General features: G+C 71.0%; 17 protein-coding genes. 10 read left to right on the forward strand and 7 right to left on the reverse strand.

What is annotated here, in order from left to right:
• The first annotated feature begins 39 nt into the window (after nt 1-39).
• Nucleotides 40-861 carry a cytochrome c oxidase assembly protein gene (locus HP445_RS03875; protein ID WP_128781577.1) on the forward strand — a complete coding sequence of 274 codons (822 nt, stop codon included), beginning with the start codon at nt 40-42 and terminating at the stop codon, nt 859-861.
• Nucleotides 862-934: 73 nt separating this feature from the next.
• Here HP445_RS03875 and HP445_RS03880 read toward each other — a convergent pair whose 3' ends face one another.
• Complete coding sequence (locus HP445_RS03880; RefSeq protein WP_027465025.1) at nt 935-2,479, reverse strand: DHA2 family efflux MFS transporter permease subunit; 1,545 nt, start codon at nt 2,477-2,479, stop codon at nt 935-937.
• Entirely contained in the window at nt 2,476-3,084 is a 609-nt protein-coding gene (locus HP445_RS18825; protein WP_164941277.1) for a PadR family transcriptional regulator, read from the reverse strand. The genes HP445_RS03880 and HP445_RS18825 overlap by 4 nt, the downstream gene beginning before the upstream one ends.
• Nucleotides 3,085-3,262: 178 nt before the next feature.
• On the opposite strand from HP445_RS18825, the gene purS reads away from it, so the two are divergent.
• From purS to HP445_RS03905, 4 genes are read left to right on the forward strand one after another with little or no spacing between them, the layout of a single operon-like run.
• Nucleotides 3,263-3,514, forward strand: coding sequence for a phosphoribosylformylglycinamidine synthase subunit PurS (purS, locus tag HP445_RS03890; protein WP_017886272.1), 252 nt, complete (start codon nt 3,263-3,265; stop codon nt 3,512-3,514).
• 5 nt (nt 3,515-3,519) lie between these two features.
• Nucleotides 3,520-4,215 carry a phosphoribosylformylglycinamidine synthase subunit PurQ gene (purQ, locus tag HP445_RS03895; protein WP_027465024.1) on the forward strand — a complete coding sequence of 232 codons (696 nt, stop codon included), beginning with the start codon at nt 3,520-3,522 and terminating at the stop codon, nt 4,213-4,215.
• A 17-nt stretch (nt 4,216-4,232) separates the two neighbouring features.
• A complete protein-coding gene (gene purL, locus HP445_RS03900; protein WP_241660482.1) occupies nt 4,233-6,614 on the forward strand; it encodes a phosphoribosylformylglycinamidine synthase subunit PurL in 2,382 nt (793 codons plus the stop codon).
• A gap of 13 nt (nt 6,615-6,627) precedes the next feature.
• A complete protein-coding gene (locus tag HP445_RS03905) occupies nt 6,628-7,548 on the forward strand; it encodes a 2-hydroxyacid dehydrogenase (RefSeq protein WP_128781574.1) in 921 nt (306 codons plus the stop codon).
• Nucleotides 7,549-7,564: 16 nt separating this feature from the next.
• On the opposite strand, the gene HP445_RS03910 is transcribed toward HP445_RS03905, so the two are convergent.
• Together HP445_RS03910 and HP445_RS03915 are read right to left on the reverse strand one after the other, a co-directional pair.
• Entirely contained in the window at nt 7,565-8,653 is a 1,089-nt protein-coding gene (locus tag HP445_RS03910; RefSeq protein ID WP_128781573.1) for a lactonase family protein, read from the reverse strand.
• Nucleotides 8,650-8,973 carry a chorismate mutase gene (locus HP445_RS03915; RefSeq protein ID WP_111024253.1) on the reverse strand — a complete coding sequence of 108 codons (324 nt, stop codon included), beginning with the start codon at nt 8,971-8,973 and terminating at the stop codon, nt 8,650-8,652. Before HP445_RS03915 ends, HP445_RS03910 begins: the two co-directional genes overlap by 4 nt.
• Nucleotides 8,974-9,033: 60 nt before the next feature.
• Here HP445_RS03915 and HP445_RS03920 point away from each other — a divergent pair, with 60 nt between their 5' ends.
• Nucleotides 9,034-9,438 (forward strand): DUF1304 domain-containing protein, encoded by a 405-nt coding sequence (locus tag HP445_RS03920; protein WP_111099921.1) that lies wholly within the window; start codon nt 9,034-9,036, stop codon nt 9,436-9,438.
• Nucleotides 9,439-9,552: 114 nt separating this feature from the next.
• On the opposite strand, the gene HP445_RS03925 is transcribed toward HP445_RS03920, so the two are convergent.
• Nucleotides 9,553-10,560 (reverse strand): iron-siderophore ABC transporter substrate-binding protein, encoded by a 1,008-nt coding sequence (locus tag HP445_RS03925; RefSeq protein ID WP_071404382.1) that lies wholly within the window; start codon nt 10,558-10,560, stop codon nt 9,553-9,555.
• Nucleotides 10,561-10,618: 58 nt separating this feature from the next.
• On the opposite strand from HP445_RS03925, the gene HP445_RS03930 reads away from it, so the two are divergent.
• Complete coding sequence (locus tag HP445_RS03930) at nt 10,619-11,485, forward strand: shikimate dehydrogenase family protein (RefSeq protein ID WP_164941276.1); 867 nt, start codon at nt 10,619-10,621, stop codon at nt 11,483-11,485.
• 52 nt (nt 11,486-11,537) lie between these two features.
• Here HP445_RS03930 and HP445_RS03935 read toward each other — a convergent pair whose 3' ends face one another.
• The gene (locus HP445_RS03935) at nt 11,538-11,924 is read right to left on the reverse strand and encodes a YchJ family protein (protein WP_128781571.1); all 387 of its coding nucleotides are present in this window, start codon (nt 11,922-11,924) and stop codon (nt 11,538-11,540) included.
• A 10-nt stretch (nt 11,925-11,934) separates the two neighbouring features.
• Nucleotides 11,935-12,360 (reverse strand): organic hydroperoxide resistance protein, encoded by a 426-nt coding sequence (locus HP445_RS03940; protein ID WP_071404380.1) that lies wholly within the window; start codon nt 12,358-12,360, stop codon nt 11,935-11,937.
• Between the two features lie 237 nt (nt 12,361-12,597).
• Between HP445_RS03940 and HP445_RS03945 the strand changes: the two genes are divergently transcribed.
• The 3 genes from HP445_RS03945 to HP445_RS03955 all read left to right on the forward strand — a co-directional run bounded on the left by HP445_RS03945 (nt 12,598) and on the right by HP445_RS03955 (nt 14,772).
• Entirely contained in the window at nt 12,598-13,284 is a 687-nt protein-coding gene (locus tag HP445_RS03945) for a hypothetical protein (protein ID WP_128781570.1), read from the forward strand.
• Nucleotides 13,285-13,287: 3 nt separating this feature from the next.
• On the forward strand, nt 13,288-13,932 hold the full coding sequence (locus tag HP445_RS03950) for a hypothetical protein (protein ID WP_128781569.1): 645 nt from the start codon (nt 13,288-13,290) through the stop codon (nt 13,930-13,932).
• A 108-nt stretch (nt 13,933-14,040) separates the two neighbouring features.
• Nucleotides 14,041-14,772: an SOS response-associated peptidase gene (locus HP445_RS03955; RefSeq protein ID WP_128781568.1), complete on the forward strand. Its 732-nt coding sequence runs from the start codon at nt 14,041-14,043 to the stop codon at nt 14,770-14,772.
• The last annotated feature ends 28 nt before the right edge of the window (nt 14,773-14,800 follow it).

Genomic DNA, 14,800 nt, shown 5'->3' on the forward strand with positions numbered 1-14,800 from the left:
GAGTTCTGGAGCACCTGGCGGTTCGACCCCCTGGCGGCGGTGCTCCTCGTCGTCGCCGCGGTCGCCTACGGCCGGTGGGTCGTCGGCGCGGCTCGACGGGGTGCCCGCTGGCCGTGGTGGCGCACGCTCGCCTTCGCCACGGCGCTCGTGCTGTTCGGCGTCCTGCAGTTCGGCATCGTCGGTGTCGACGACGAGCGGTTGCGCTGGGCGTTCGTCCTGCGGGCCGCCCTGCTGTTCTTCGCGGTCCCCACCTTCGCCGCGCTCGGTGCGCCCGTCGCACTGCTCCGGATCGGAGGCCCGGCTCGCCTTGCGCAGGTCGCCGACGCGGTCATGGGGTCACGACCGGTGCGCCTGCTCGGCAACGCGATCGTCGCCCCGCTGGTCGCGCTCGCGCTGTTCGCCGTCCTGCTCACCCCGTTCTCGGCGGTGATCCGGGAGTCCCCCGCCTGGGCCGCCGTCATCACCGTGACCGTGCCGGCACTCGGGTTCGGCCTGCTCGCGCCGCTGTCCGAGGTCGGCGTGCTCGTCTCGTCGACGTTCGCCACGGCCGAGTTCCTGCTCGCGTTCGTCGAGCTCGTCGTCGACGCGGTGCCCGGCATCGTGCTGCGGATCACGAACCACGTGCTCGACGGGTCCCTCGTGCCCGTGGTCGGGCGGGCCTGGTACCCGTCGCCCCTGCAGGACCAGCACCTGGCGGGCGACCTGCTGTGGTTCATCGCCGAGGTGGCGGACATCCCAGTCCTCGTCGCCCTGTTCATCCGGTGGCAGCGGACCGACCGCCGCGAGGCCCGGGACGTCGACGCCCTGACCGACGAACAGATGGACGAGCTCACCCGAGCGCACCTGCAGCGCCGCAGTTGACGCTTCGTGAGCAGCAATGGTCGGGTGCCCGAAGGCGACCCGACCATTCCTGCTCACGAAGTGCGCTGGCGCCCTACTTCGACGGGGCCCCCGCGGGCTCGGCGTCGGGCTGCGTGGTGACCGAGCCGGTCTGCTGCCAGGCGACGGTCTGCTTCGGCTTCGCCAGGAACAGTGCGGCGACGATGGCCACGATCAGCACGATCGCCGGCAGGTAGAGCGACTCACCCATGGCCTTGGAGAACGGCTCGAGCAGGAAGCCCGGCAGCGCGCCGACCTGCTGCTCCGCGCCACCGGCCGTGGCCCCACCGGACGACGCCGGGAAGTTCGCGGTGATCCGGGCCTCCATCAGGGCGGCGATGCCGGCGGAACCGAGCACCGCACCGATCTGACGCGTGGTGTTGTAGACACCCGAGCCGGCACCGGCCAGCTTCGGCGGCAGGTTGCGCGTCGCCGAGACGGACAGCGGTCCCCACATGCAGGCGTTGGCGAGACCGAGGAGCGCGCTCGGCAGGAGCACCCAGCCCCACTCGGCACCGCTCGACAGCAGGGCGCCGAACCAGAACAGGCCGACCGAGAAGCAGGCGAGCCCGAACGAGGCGACCCAGCGCGGGTTCCAGCGGTTCAGGTTCTTGCCGACGATCGGCGCGAGCGCGGCGGACAGCACGGCCTGCGGCACGAGGAGCAGTGCGGCCTGGGTCGGCGAGAAGCGCAGGACGTCCTGGGCCCACAGCATGATCGGCAGCGCGAACGAGGCGATCGCGACACCGACGGCCGTGATGGCGACGTTGGCCAGCGTGAAGTTGCGGTCCTTGAACAGGCCGAGCGGCAGCAGCGGCTCGCCCTTCTGCACGCCCTGCCAGACGACGAAGCCGGCGAGCACCACGAGACCGACGATGATGAGCGACCACACCGAGATCGGGCCGGCGATGACGCCCCAGTCGTAGGTCTCGCCCTCCTGGATGCCGAAGACGAGCAGGAACAGGCCCGCTGCCGACAGGAAGATGCCGAGGTAGTCGAAGCGGTGTCCGTGCCGCTCGAACGACGGCACGAAGCGCTGCGCGAGCACGAAGGCCACGACACCGACGGGGACGTTCACGAAGAAGATCCACTCCCAGCCGAAGCCGTCGACCAGCAGGCCGCCGACGATCGGACCGACGAGCGACGCGACACCGGCGACGGCGCCCCAGAGACCCATGGCCGCGCCGCGGTTCTGCGGCGGGAAGATGCGCGTGATGACCGACATGGTCTGCGGGCTCATCATCGCGGCGCCGAGACCCTGCACGACGCGGGCGACGATCAGCACCTCGATCGAGCCGGCCAGGCCGCACCACAGGCTGGCGAGCGTGAAGACCACGAGGCCGATCTGGTACATGACCTTCGGGCCGAAGCGGTCACCGAGCCGGCCGGTGATGAGCAGCGGCACGGCGTAGGCGAGCAGGTAGGCGCTCGTCACCCAGATCACGGAGTTGATGTCCGCGTCGAGCTTCTGGGCGATGGTGGGGGTGGCGACCGACACGATGGTCGAGTCGACGAGGATCATGAAGAACCCGACGACGAGTGCCCACAGGGCAGGCCACGGCTTCTTCTCGGTCGTCCGCGGAGGCGTGACGGTGGTCATCGAGTGGTTTCCTTGCTGTTCGTGGTGGTGTCTGCGGACGCTACGGAGGCGTCCCAGGAGATGTGGCCGGCGGCGATCCGGTCGGCCGTGGCGGCGAGCCACTCGATCTGCGTCGTGAGCATGGCACGCACGTACGACACGTCGAGCCAGTACCGCTCGGGCAGGTCCTTCGCTCGGACGATCCCGAGGATCTCGTCCGCCTCGTCGCGCTGGGCCTGGAGTGCGGTGACCCGCGCACGGAGGGCGGACTCGGCCTCGTCGACCGACAGGTTCTCGATCTCGGCGACGGCCAGGTGGAAGACGGGGTACTCCTCGGCCGGTTCGGCGATCAGCCGGACGAGCCCCTCGTGCAGGGCCGTCCACCCGTCGTCCGTGATGGCGTAGGTGGTGCGTTCCGGACGGTTGCCCGCCCGGTCGGTCCCCACGACCTCGGCGAGGCCGAGCTCCACCAGGCGGCCGACCTGGTGGTACAGGGTGCCGGGCCGGACCTTGACGTTCCGGCCGTCCCGTCGGTGCGTCATCGTCTGGAACATCTCGTAGGGATGCGTCGGCCCCTCGGCCAGGAGCCCGAGCGCGGCGAACGCGAGTGGCGTGAGCGACGGCACACGTGCCTCCAGTCCGCTTGTTCGTTGTTGACTATTCGAAGTGGAATATACGCGTTGGAACAGACATGAACAACCGCACAGCAAGGGCCGGCCTGGAGGCCCGTGGCCGTCCCGGCGTGTCGCGCGCGCCCCGTAGACTGGTCGCGTCCCCCCACCCCTGAAGTGCTGGAGAGAACACGTGCCAACGATCGTCGTCGAGGTCATGCCCAAGGCCGAGATCCTCGACCCCCAGGGGAAGGCCGTGGGCAACGCCCTGGCCCGCCTCGGCAAGGCCGACCTGACCAACGTCCGCATCGGCAAGCGCTTCGAGGTGACCGTCGACGGCCCCGTCGACGACGCCAAGCTCGCCGAGGTCCGCGACATCGCAGCCGACGTCTTCTCGAACGCGGTCATCGAGGACGTCGTGTCCGTGACCGTCGAAGGCCAGTGACCCGGATGCGCATCGGCGTCATCACGTTCCCCGGCTCGCTCGACGACCGCGACGCCCAGCGCGCCGTCCGTCTCGCCGGTGCCGACCCCGTCGCCCTCTGGCACGGCGACCACGACCTGCAGGGCGTCGACGCCATCGTGCTGCCCGGTGGGTTCTCGTACGGCGACTACCTGCGTGCCGGCGCGATCGCCGCGAAGGCCCCGATCATGGCCGAGGTCATCGACGCTGCCGGCAAGGGCATGCCCGTGCTCGGCATCTGCAACGGGTTCCAGATGCTGGCCGAGGCCCGTCTGGTCCCCGGTGCACACACCCGCAACGCGCACCAGCAGTTCATCCGCCGCGACCAGAAGCTCCGCGTCGAGACCACCGCGACCGCCTGGACCTCCGGCTTCAGCGCCCAGCAGGAGATCACCATCCCGCTGAAGAACGCCGACGGCCGCTTCGTCGCGGACGCCGACACCATCAAGCGCATCGAGGACAACGGCCAGGTCGTGTTCCGCTACGTCGGCGTGAACCCGAACGGCTCCATCGACGACATCGCCGGCGTCTCGAACGAGCGCGGCAACGTCGTCGGCCTGATGCCGCACCCGGAGCACGCGACCGAGGCCGGCTTCGGCCCGGACACCCCCGCTGCGATGGCCTCGGGCACCGACGGCCTGACCTTCTTCACCTCCGTGATCGAGCACGCGCTCGTCAAGTGACAGGGAACAACGACACCGTGACGACACCCGTTCGCCCGAAGCCCGACACCGTGCAGGACGCGGCAGCCACCCCCGACAAGGAGCAGCCCTACGACGCGCTGGGCCTGAAGCCGGACGAGTACGCCCGCATCAAGGAGATCCTCGGACGCCGCCCCACCTCGGGCGAGCTGGCGATGTACTCGGTGATGTGGAGCGAGCACTGCTCCTACAAGTCCTCGAAGAACTACCTCCGTCAGTTCGGCAAGAAGGTCACGCCGGAGATGACGAAGAACCTGATGGTCGGCATGGGCGAGAACGCCGGTGTCGTCGACGTCGGCAACGGCTGGGCGGTGACCTTCAAGGTCGAGTCGCACAACCACCCGTCCTACGTCGAGCCGTACCAGGGCGCGGCCACCGGTGTCGGCGGCATCGTCCGCGACATCATCTCGATGGGCGCCCGCCCCGTCGCCGTGATGGACCAGCTCCGCTTCGGTGCGATCGACCACGAGGACACCGCACGCGTCGTGCACGGCGTCGTCGGTGGCATCTCGTTCTACGGCAACTGCCTCGGCCTGCCGAACATCGGCGGCGAGACCTACTTCGACCCGGTGTACCAGGGCAACCCGCTGGTCAACGCCCTCGCGGTCGGCGTCCTGCGCCACGAGGACCTGCACCTGGCGAACGCGTCCGGCGCCGGCAACAAGGTCGTCCTGTTCGGTGCCCGCACCGGTGGCGACGGCATCGGCGGCGCGTCGATCCTGGCGTCCGACACCTTCACCGAGGGTGGGCCGACCAAGCGTCCGGCCGTGCAGGTCGGTGACCCCTTCGCCGAGAAGGTCCTGATCGAGTGCTGCCTCGAGCTGTTCCAGAAGGACCTGGTCGAGGGCATCCAGGACCTCGGCGCCGCGGGCATCTCCTGCGCCACCTCGGAGCTCGCGAGCAACGGTGACGGCGGCATGCACATCTCGCTCGACGACGTCCTGCTCCGCGACCCCACGCTCACCGCCGAAGAGATCCTGATGTCGGAGAGCCAGGAGCGCATGATGGCGGTCGTCCGCCCCGACAAGCTCGACGAGTTCCTGGCCGTCGTCGGCAAGTGGGAGGTCGAGACCAGCGTGCTGGGCGAGGTCACCGGTACCGGCCGGCTCGTCATCGACTGGCAGGGCCAGGAGATCGTGAACGTCGACCCGCGCACCGTCGCCGTCGACGGCCCGGTCTACGACCGCCCGGTCGCCTACCCGACCTGGATCGACGCGCTGCAGGCCGACACCGCTGCCTCGCTCGACCGCCCGGCCGACGGCCCCGCGCTGAAGGCACAGTTCCTCAGCCTGCTCGGTTCGCCGAACCTGGCGTCGAAGAACTGGGTCACGAACCAGTACGACACCTACGTGCTCGGCAACACCGCACTGTCCTTCCCCGACGACGGCGGCATGATCCGCGTCGACGAGGAGACGGGCCTCGGTGTCGCCATCGCCACCGACGCGAACGGCCGCTACTGCCAGCTCGACCCGAAGCAGGGTGCACGTCTGGCCCTGGCCGAGGCCTACCGCAACGTCGCCGTCACCGGTGCCGTCCCCGCCGCCGTCACCGACTGCCTGAACTTCGGCTCCCCCGAGAACCCCGAGGTCATGTGGCAGTTCTCCGAGGCGGTCGAGGGCCTGGCCGACGGCTGCATGAAGCTCGGCATCCCGGTCACCGGCGGCAACGTGTCGTTCTACAACCAGACCGGCTCGACCCCCATCCACCCGACGCCCGTTGTCGGCGTGCTCGGGATCATCGACGACGTCGCCAAGCGCGTCCCGTCCGGGTGGCAGGACGACGGCCACAACATCTACCTGCTCGGCACCACGAGCCTCGAGCTCGACGGCTCCGCGTGGGCCGGCACCGTGCACGGGCACCTGGGCGGGCGTCCGCCGGCGGTCGACCTCGAGCGCGAGAAGGCCCTCGCCGAGCTGCTGTACGCGGCGTCCGGTGAGCAGCTGCTCACCAGCGCGCACGACCTGGCGGACGGCGGCCTCGGCCAGTCGCTCGCCGAGTCCGTGCTCCGCTTCGGCATCGGCGCCCGCGTGGTCCTCGACGAGCTCGAGACCCGCGACGGCATCGACACCGCGACCGCGCTGTTCTCCGAGTCGACCGGTCGCGTCATCGTGACCGTCCGCCGCGAGGACGACGTGCGGTTCCAGGGCATGTGCGACGGCCGGGGCTTCCCGGTGCTGCGCATCGGCGTGACCGACGCGACGTCGAGCACGCTCGAGGTCCAGGGCGCGTTCGAGGCCACGGTCGACGAGCTGCGCGGCACCCACGCCGCGACGCTGCCGGCCCGCTTCGGCGACGTGATCGTCGAGGACGTCACCGAGGGGTACGTCGGCCGCGGGCCGCTCGACTCCGACGGTGCCTTCTCGCCGCGCACCGACGCCTAGGCCCGGGTCGCGGATGCCGATCGTCACCCTGCCCTTCGCCGAGCTCGTCGACCGGTTCGGCCCCGTGCCGGACGGCATCGAGCTGGACGTCTGGGACGTCGAGTCGCCGTACGGTCGCCCGGACGACGTCGCGATCACGTTCCTGCCGTTCTACTTCGAGGGGCGGCACCGCTGGCAGTTCGTGCACGACCTGCCCGAGCTCCAGCTCCTGCAGCTGCCGAGCGCCGGGTACGAGCACGCCGTCCCGCACGTGCCCGGTCACGCGCAGCTGGCGAACGGTCGCGGCATCCACGACGACGAGACCGCCGAGCTCGCGGTCGGCCTCGCGCTGACGTCGCTCCGTGAGATCTCGGCGTTCCAGGTCGACCGTGCCAACGGCGTCTGGGACGCCCGCGAGACCCGATCGCTCGCCGACCGCCGGGTGACCGTCGTCGGCTACGGGGCGATCGGGTCCGCGATCGCCACCCGGTTCGAGGCGTTCCGCACCGAGGTGACGGTGGTCGCCCGGACCGCTCGTGAGCAGGACGGCCGGCACGTGCACGCGTTCGGCGAGCTGCCCGAGCTGGCTCCGACGACCGACGTCCTCGTGCTCATCGCGCCGCTCACCGCCGAGACCGAACGCCTGGTCGACGCGGACCTGCTCGCGGCGCTGCCGGACGGTGCCCTCGTGGTGAACGTGGCGCGCGGCAAGGTCGTGGACACCGACGCCCTGGTCGCCGAGCTGCGGTCGGAGCGGCTGTTCGCGGCCCTCGACGTCACCGACCCGGAGCCCCTGCCCGCCGGACACCCGCTCTGGACGACGCCGAACACCGTGCTCACCCCGCACGTCGGCGGCAACACCGACCTGAGCGTGCCGCGGTCGATCGAGCTGATGCGCAAGCAGGTCGCCGCACTGGCCGAGGGTCGCCCGTTCGAGAACCTGATCGAGTTCTAGCCGGCTGGTCCCGACGTCAGAGCGGGACGATGCAGGTCGGCGTGCCGACCGGGATCTGCGCGACGGCTTCGCCGGGCACGCCCTCGGCGTCGAGCGGCAGCACGGCGACGGCGTCGGACATCTGGTTCGCCACCAGGACGAACCCGGGCACCCGCGCGAAGTGCCGCGGCCAGACCCCACCGCAGGGCACCGAACCGACGACGGCGAGCCCGCCGTCACGTGCGTCGAGCACCACGAGCAGGTCCCGCCCGCGCACCGCCACGTACGCGCGGCCGGCCTCGTCGACCTCGATGTGGCTGAGCAGCGACTCCCCCACGGCACCGTCGAAGGTGGGCACGGCAGCGATCGTCACGAACGACCCGGAGTCGTCGCGGCGCAGGCGGTGCACACGCCCGTCGAGTTCGCCGGCGACGAGCAGGTCACCGTCGATCCAGGCCATGTGCCTCGGGCCGGCGCCGGGTGTCACATGGTGCACGCGGAGCGCCTCGATGTCGGGGACCCCGTCGGCCGAGACCGTGACGCGGAACTCGTGCAGGGCATCGCCGCCGAGGTCGGCGACGAGCACCGTGCCGTCCGGGGTGGCGATCGACTGGTGGGCGTGCGGGCCGTCCTGGCGGTCGTCGTCAGGACCCGTGGCGTCGGGCAGCACGGCGACCGCGACGGCCTCGGCCGGCACCGAACGCTGGTCGGCGTCCCCGTGCAGCACCACGCCGTCGCTGGCGGTCACCGACGCCGCGTGTGACTCGGCCGGCGCGAGGGAGATCGCCGTGACCGTGCCCGAGACGTAGTTCGTGACGACGAGCGCGCCCGAGGGGTCGACCCGCAGGTGGCACGGGGCGTCCCCACCGGCGGGGGCGTCCCACAGGTGCTCGAGTGCGCCGCCCTGCAGCCGGAAGGCCGACACGGCGCCGTCGTTCGTCTCGGAGACCGCGTAGACCCGGTCACCCGAGACGGCGAGGAACGAGGGGTCGTCGAGCACCGCGACGGTCCGGGGTGCCGGAACGGCTCCGACCGGTCCGGCGTCGACCAGCGAGATGCCCGTGGCGTTGCCGCCACCGGTCGCCGTGTACGACCCGATGAGCAGCGACGGCAGCTCGGCGCTCATTCGTCGCGGCCCGCGATGCGCTCGTGGTGGTGGATGACCTCGGCGACGATGAAGTTGAGGAACTTCTCGGCGAAGGCGGGGTCGAGGTGGGAGTCGGCGGCGAGCGACCGGAGCCGTGCGACCTGGATCCGTTCGCGGTCCGGGTCGGCGGCCGGCATGCCCGACTCGGCCTTCAGGTGCCCCACGCGCTGCGTGTACTTGAAGCGCTCCGCGAGCATGTGGATCACGGCGGCGTCGATGTTGTCGATGCTCTGCCGGATGCTCCGCAGTTCGGCGACGGCGCTCGCGTCGGCCTCGGACAGGGTGACGTCGTCGTTCATGGTCCGAGCCTACTGGCGGACGTGCAGCGGAACCCGGCCCGCTGCTGCGAGAATGTGCACATGTCGGTCCTGCTGGTGATCTCGGGCGTCTGTGCGGTCCTCGCGGGCCTCATCCACGTGTACATCTTCTTCCTCGAATCGGTCATCTGGACCAGTCCGCAAGCGCGCCGGATCTTCGGCATCGCTTCCGAGACCGAAGCCGTGGCGACCCGCTCGCTCGCCTTCAACCAGGGCTTCTACAACCTGTTCCTGGCGATCGGGGCGATCCTCGGCGTCGTGCTCGTGCTGGCCGGCAACACCGTGAGCGGCTGGACCCTCGTGGTGTTCTCGACGGCGAGCATGCTCGGTGCCGCGGTGATCCTGGTCGGCTCGGGCCGCAAGTACGTCAACTCCGCCTTCAAGCAGGGCACGCTCCCGCTGATCGCGCTGCTCTTCGCGCTGCTGGGCTCGACCGTCGGCGTCTAGCCCAGCTCCCCCTCCCCCGAACTGCGAAAGCGACAGGGTGCAACCGAACATCGGTGGCACCCTGTCGCTTTCGCGTTGCTGACCAGCGGAGCCGGCCAGCAGCGACGACCAGCCCTAGCCGAGCTTCTCCTCGAACTGCGCCGGCAGCTTGTCGAGCGCCCACTCGATCGCAGCCGTGGTGCCCATCGAGAAGGCGGACGACACGTCCTTGTCGTCGAAGACGATCGAGTGCCCGGCCTCGACCGACGGCACCTTCTGGAACAGCTTGTTCGACGAGGCCTCCGACGCGTCGACGTAGATCGGCAGGATCAGCGTCAGGTCGGCGTCGAGCAGGTCGAGGTTCTCGTCGGACAGGTGCACGGAGAACTCCTTGCCGGCCTGCTCGTCGATGGCCTTCGGGATCTCGAAGCCGAGGTTCCGCATGAAGGTCGAACGGCTGTCGGTGGAGGCGTACGCCCCGAAGCCCTCGGAGCTGTAGGCACCGACGACGGCCGTCTTGCCCTCGAAGTCCGGGTGCGCCTTGCGTGCTGCGGCGTAGGCGTCGTCGAGGCCGGAGAGCAGCTTCTTGCCCTCGGACTCCTTGCCCAGCGCCTTCGCGATCATGGTCGTCTGCTGCTCGGTCGACGCGAGGTAGTTCGCGCCGCCCTTCGGGATCGCCACGGTCGGCGCGATCGCGGAGAGCTTGTCGTACCGCTCCTTGTCGCCCGAGGACTTCACGTCGAGGATCACGTCGGGGTTCAGCTTGAGGATGTCCTCGTAGCTCGGCTCGAGCGTCTGGATGATCTTCGGGGACTTGTCGTACGCACCCTTGAGCCACGGACCGACACCGTCGCCGCCGAACGCGAGCCAGTCGCTCGCACCGACCGGCTGCACACCGAGCTCGAGCGCGGTCTCGGCGTCGCCCCACCCGAGCGCGACGACGCGCTTCGGTGCCGACTCGATGGTGGTGGTGCCGAGGCCGGTCGTGATCGAGACCGGGAACGCGGCATCGGACGACCCCGACGACGCCGAGTCGGTCGAGGAGCCGGAGCCGGACGCGCAGCCGGCGAGGACGAGGGACGCTGCGACGACGGCGCCGGCTGCGGCGAGCACGCGTCGGAGACGCAAGGGAGAACGGTTCACGAAGGGTAGCCTAACCTAACGGGGTGCGCAGGAACACGGCTGGCTAGGCTGGGTGACCGTGGCGTTCACCGATCCAGGCCGCACGCACCTCGCGGTGCTCGGCTCCCCCATCGCACACTCGCTCTCGCCCACGCTCCACGCTGCGGCCTACGATGCGCTCGACCTGCCCTTCACGTACGGGAGGCACGAGGTCGCGTCCGGCGAGCTCGCCGCGTTCGTCGCGGGGCTGGGTCCGGAATGGCGTGGGCTGAGCCTCACGATGCCGCTCAAGCGTGAGGTGCTGCCGCTGCTCGACCGCACCACCCCGCTCGTCGACGAGCTCGGGGTCGCCAACACCGTCGCGTTCCGCCACGAGGGCTCCACGATCGTCCGAGCCGGCGCGAACACCGACGTGCAGGGGCTCGTCCGCCCGGTCGAGGCGCTCGGACACCTTCCCGGCGAGGCCACGATCCTGGGCGGCGGAGCCACCGCGGCGAGCGCCCTGACCGCCGCCGTCCGGCTCGGGGCATCGCTCGTCCGGGTGTTCGTCCGCGACACCGCGAAGACGCACGCGCTGGTCGACCTGGCCGTCCGGCTCGGGGTGACGCTCGAGGTCCACCCGTTGGCCGAACTCGCCGGCACCCACCACGGGTTCGTCCTCTCGACGCTGCCGGGCGGTGCCGCGGATCCGCTCGAGTTCCGTCCGTCGGGGCCGGACGCCGTGCTGTTCGACGTCGCCTACGAACCGTGGCCCACCGTGGTCGCCAGCCGGTGGACCGAGGCCGGGGGCCGCGTGCTGAACGGCCTCGACATGCTCACCGAGCAGGCGATCGGGCAGATCCGGTTCTTCCTGACCGGTGACGAGGACGAGATGCTCCCCGACGAGGCCGGGGTCCGCCGGGCGATGCGCACCGCGGTCGACCTGCCCGCCGTCATCGGCTGCTAGGAGCCACGGACGACGGAGACGGAGACGGAGACGGAGACGGAGACGGAGACGGTCAGGCGACCACGCCGTCCACGTAGAACCATCGTCCCTGCTCGCGGACGAAGTCGCTCGTCTCCTCGAGCATGCCGCGCTCGTCGTCGGAACGCCACCACGCGCGGAACGTGACGGTGCCGTGGGAGTCGAACGGGCCTCCCGAGGTGGTCGCCAGCACGTCCAGCCGGGTCCAGCGCTGGGTCGGGTCCAACTCGAGACCCGCGGGGCGGGTGCGCGGGTGCCAGGTGAGCAGCAGGTACTCCGGCAGGCCCAGCGCGAAGGCGCTGAAGCGGGAGCGCATGAGCCGTTCCGCGGTCGGCGCCACGGCCCCGGCGTGCAGGGGGCCGCAGCACTCGCCGTAGGGGTTGCCGCTCAGGCAGGGGCAGCGCGTCGTGTCGGTGACCACCGGCCGAACGCTAGTCGACGATGGACAGCGTGACGGTGATGTTGCCGCGGGTCGCGTTCGAGTACGGGCAGATCTCGTGCGCACGCTCGGCCAGGCGCTGCCGCTGCTCTTGCGGGGCGTTCGGGGCGTAGACGTCGAGCTCCACGGCGAGGCCGAAGGCGCCGTCGCCGGTGCCGCCGATGCCGACCTCGGCGGAGACCTCGGCTCCGGTGGTGTCGACCTCGAGCTCCTTGCCGGCGGCGTGCAGGGCACCGAGGAAGCACGCGGCGTACCCGGCGGCGAACAGCTGCTCGGGGTTGGTGCCCTCGCCGCTGCCGCCCATCTCCTTGGGCGGGCGGGTGTCGAGGTCGAGCCGGTCGTCCTCGCTGCGGACGTGTCCGTCGCGGCCGCCTCCGGTGGCGTGGGCAGCGGCGGTGTAGACGATGTCGAGACTCATGGTCCGAGGTCACCGTGCTCGCCTGGACGAATCCTGAGCGGCAGCACCACGTCGCGGGTGCGGCCGCTCCGGGCGCGCAGCGCTCGGGCGCGTCCGGGTCGGGGCGGGGCGCGGTGCGGGTGCGGACGCGTCGCTTGGTGAGCAGAAGATGTCGAGTCCCCCGCCCGCACCCGACATCTTCTGCTCACGAACGCGAGCGCGCGGGCACCCCGCACCACCACCGGGTAGACATGATGAGTGTTCAAGATCGGGTGGCAGGTGTTCCGGGAGCGGTTCCCCGCACTCATCGGGCCGCAGTACCGCCGTCGTGTCGTGGTCGTCGCCACCGTCGTCACGGTGGTCGCGTTCATCGGGTTCCAGGGGCTGGCGCTGCTCGTCGACGACGGTTCGGTCCCCCTCGCGGTGTGGCTGGTCGCATCGGCGCTGTTCGCGGCCGGGGTCGGTGGCATCGTTTCGTGCTTCGTCCCGATCGGCCCGAAGGGGTGGGCGGTCCCGCCGATCCCCGGCATCGGATGGCGCACACAGGAGGCCGTCGCCCGGTACTACCGCCGCAATCCGCCTCCGGTCGAGCCGGAACACCGCGACGCCGTCCTCGACCGCATGCCCGAGACCCGCGACCTGATCGTCCGCGGCGCGTTCCGGGGCTTCCTGATGCTCGGCGGCTGGGCCCTGGCACTCGTCGGGACCGTGGTGGTCAACGTCGCCACCGTGCCGGCCGGCGACGGGCTCGTCGGGCTGTCCGCCTTCTGGTTCGTCGTGCCCCTGAGCGGCGCCGTCACCGCGATCGGAGGACTGCGCACCCTCGGCCGCCAGGAGCAGCTCCGCATCGAGGCCGGAGCGCTCCCGCCGGTCCCTCCGCCCCTGCCACCGCGCGGCCGTCCCGGCGCACGGAGCGGCAGCAAGCTCGCCCTGCCGGAGGAGTGACCCGTGTTCACGCTCGGCTGGCAGGTCTTCCGCCGGCACGTCACGGACGTGCTGGATCCGGCACGCGTCCGTCGTGCGGCCCTGTGGTCCGGCATCGCGGCGGTCGTCGCGCTGGTCGGCATGGCCGTCCTGGAGGCCCGGGTCGACTGGACGGGGACCACTCCGGTCCGCAGCGTGGTCGCGATGGTGCTGCTGGCGCTCGGCGTCGGACTGCTCACCTTCGCGTGCATCCCGACGTGGCAGCCGCCGGACCCCTCGACGACGATCAACGGTCGGCAGGTGCGGCCCTCGTGGCAGCTCGCCGCCCGGGGAGCCACGCAGCTGTACGTGCAGCGTCGGCCGGTGCCGGTCCTGCCGGAACACCGCGACATCGTCCTCACCGACACCGTCCTGCTGCGGCGGGGACTGATCGGCACGCTCGCCCGGACGGCTCCCCTGGCCACCGCCGGAGCGAACGCCCTCGTGGGCGGCTTCGTCCTCGGCGAAGTGCCCCAGTACACATTGCTCTGGGTCGGGTTGTGGGCGCTGCAGTTCACCGAGCACATCACCCACCTCGGCCGCTCCGAACGAGCCCGGCTGGCCGCCGAGTCCCTCGACCCGATCCCGGAGACGCCCGCACCCGAGACGCCCGCCCGCCCCACTTCGTGAGCAGAAGCGGTCGAGTCGCCGTCGGGCACTCGACCATTCCTGCTCACGAAGCGTGAACGGCGCACCCCGACGCGCACCACTGTCGGCGGCGACGGGCACACTGGGCGCATGTGTGGAAGGTTCGTCGTCTCCGACACCACGGCCGATCTGTTGCCCGAGCTCATGGGCGAGCTCGCCGCCCGGACCGAGCACGTCGACGAGGACACCGGCGAGGTGCACCCCGGCCTCGCCCCGAGCTGGAACGTCGCCCCGACCGACCCCGTGTACGCCGTCCGCCAGCGGCACGGCGAACGCGAGCTGCCGCAGATCAGCTGGGGCTTCGTGCCGAGCTGGGCGAAGGACTTCCAGAAGCAGCGCCCGAAGCCGATCAACGCCCGCATCGAGACAGTCGCGACGAGCGGCATGTTCAAGCGGGCCTTCGCCACGAACCGCTGCATCGTCCCGGCGCAGGGGTACTACGAGTGGGTCGTGCGCGAGGACGGCAAGGAACCCCACTTCGTGCACGAACCCGGCGGCGCCCTGGCGATGGCCGGCGTCGTGAGCGCCTGGCCCGACCCGACGAAGCCCGAGGGCGACCCGGACAAGTGGCGGCTGTCGCTCGCGATCATCACCCGTGACGCCCACGTCGCCCCGGGCGAGGTCCACGACCGGATGCCCGCGTTCCTGACGCCCGACGGCTACGACGACTGGCTCGGCGGCGACCTCCGGTCAGACGACCTGCTGTCCCTGCTCGACCACGAGTCGCTGGCGGTGGCCGCGGGCCTGGAGCAGTACGAGGTCTCCCGCACGGTGAACAGCGTGCGGAACGACGGACCGCAGCTCATCGCGCCCGTCGCGTAGGCGGTCGCGCCCCGCGCACAGACAGGAG

The organism is Curtobacterium flaccumfaciens, from assembly GCF_013359815.1.
Lineage (GTDB): Bacteria > Actinomycetota > Actinomycetes > Actinomycetales > Microbacteriaceae > Curtobacterium > Curtobacterium flaccumfaciens.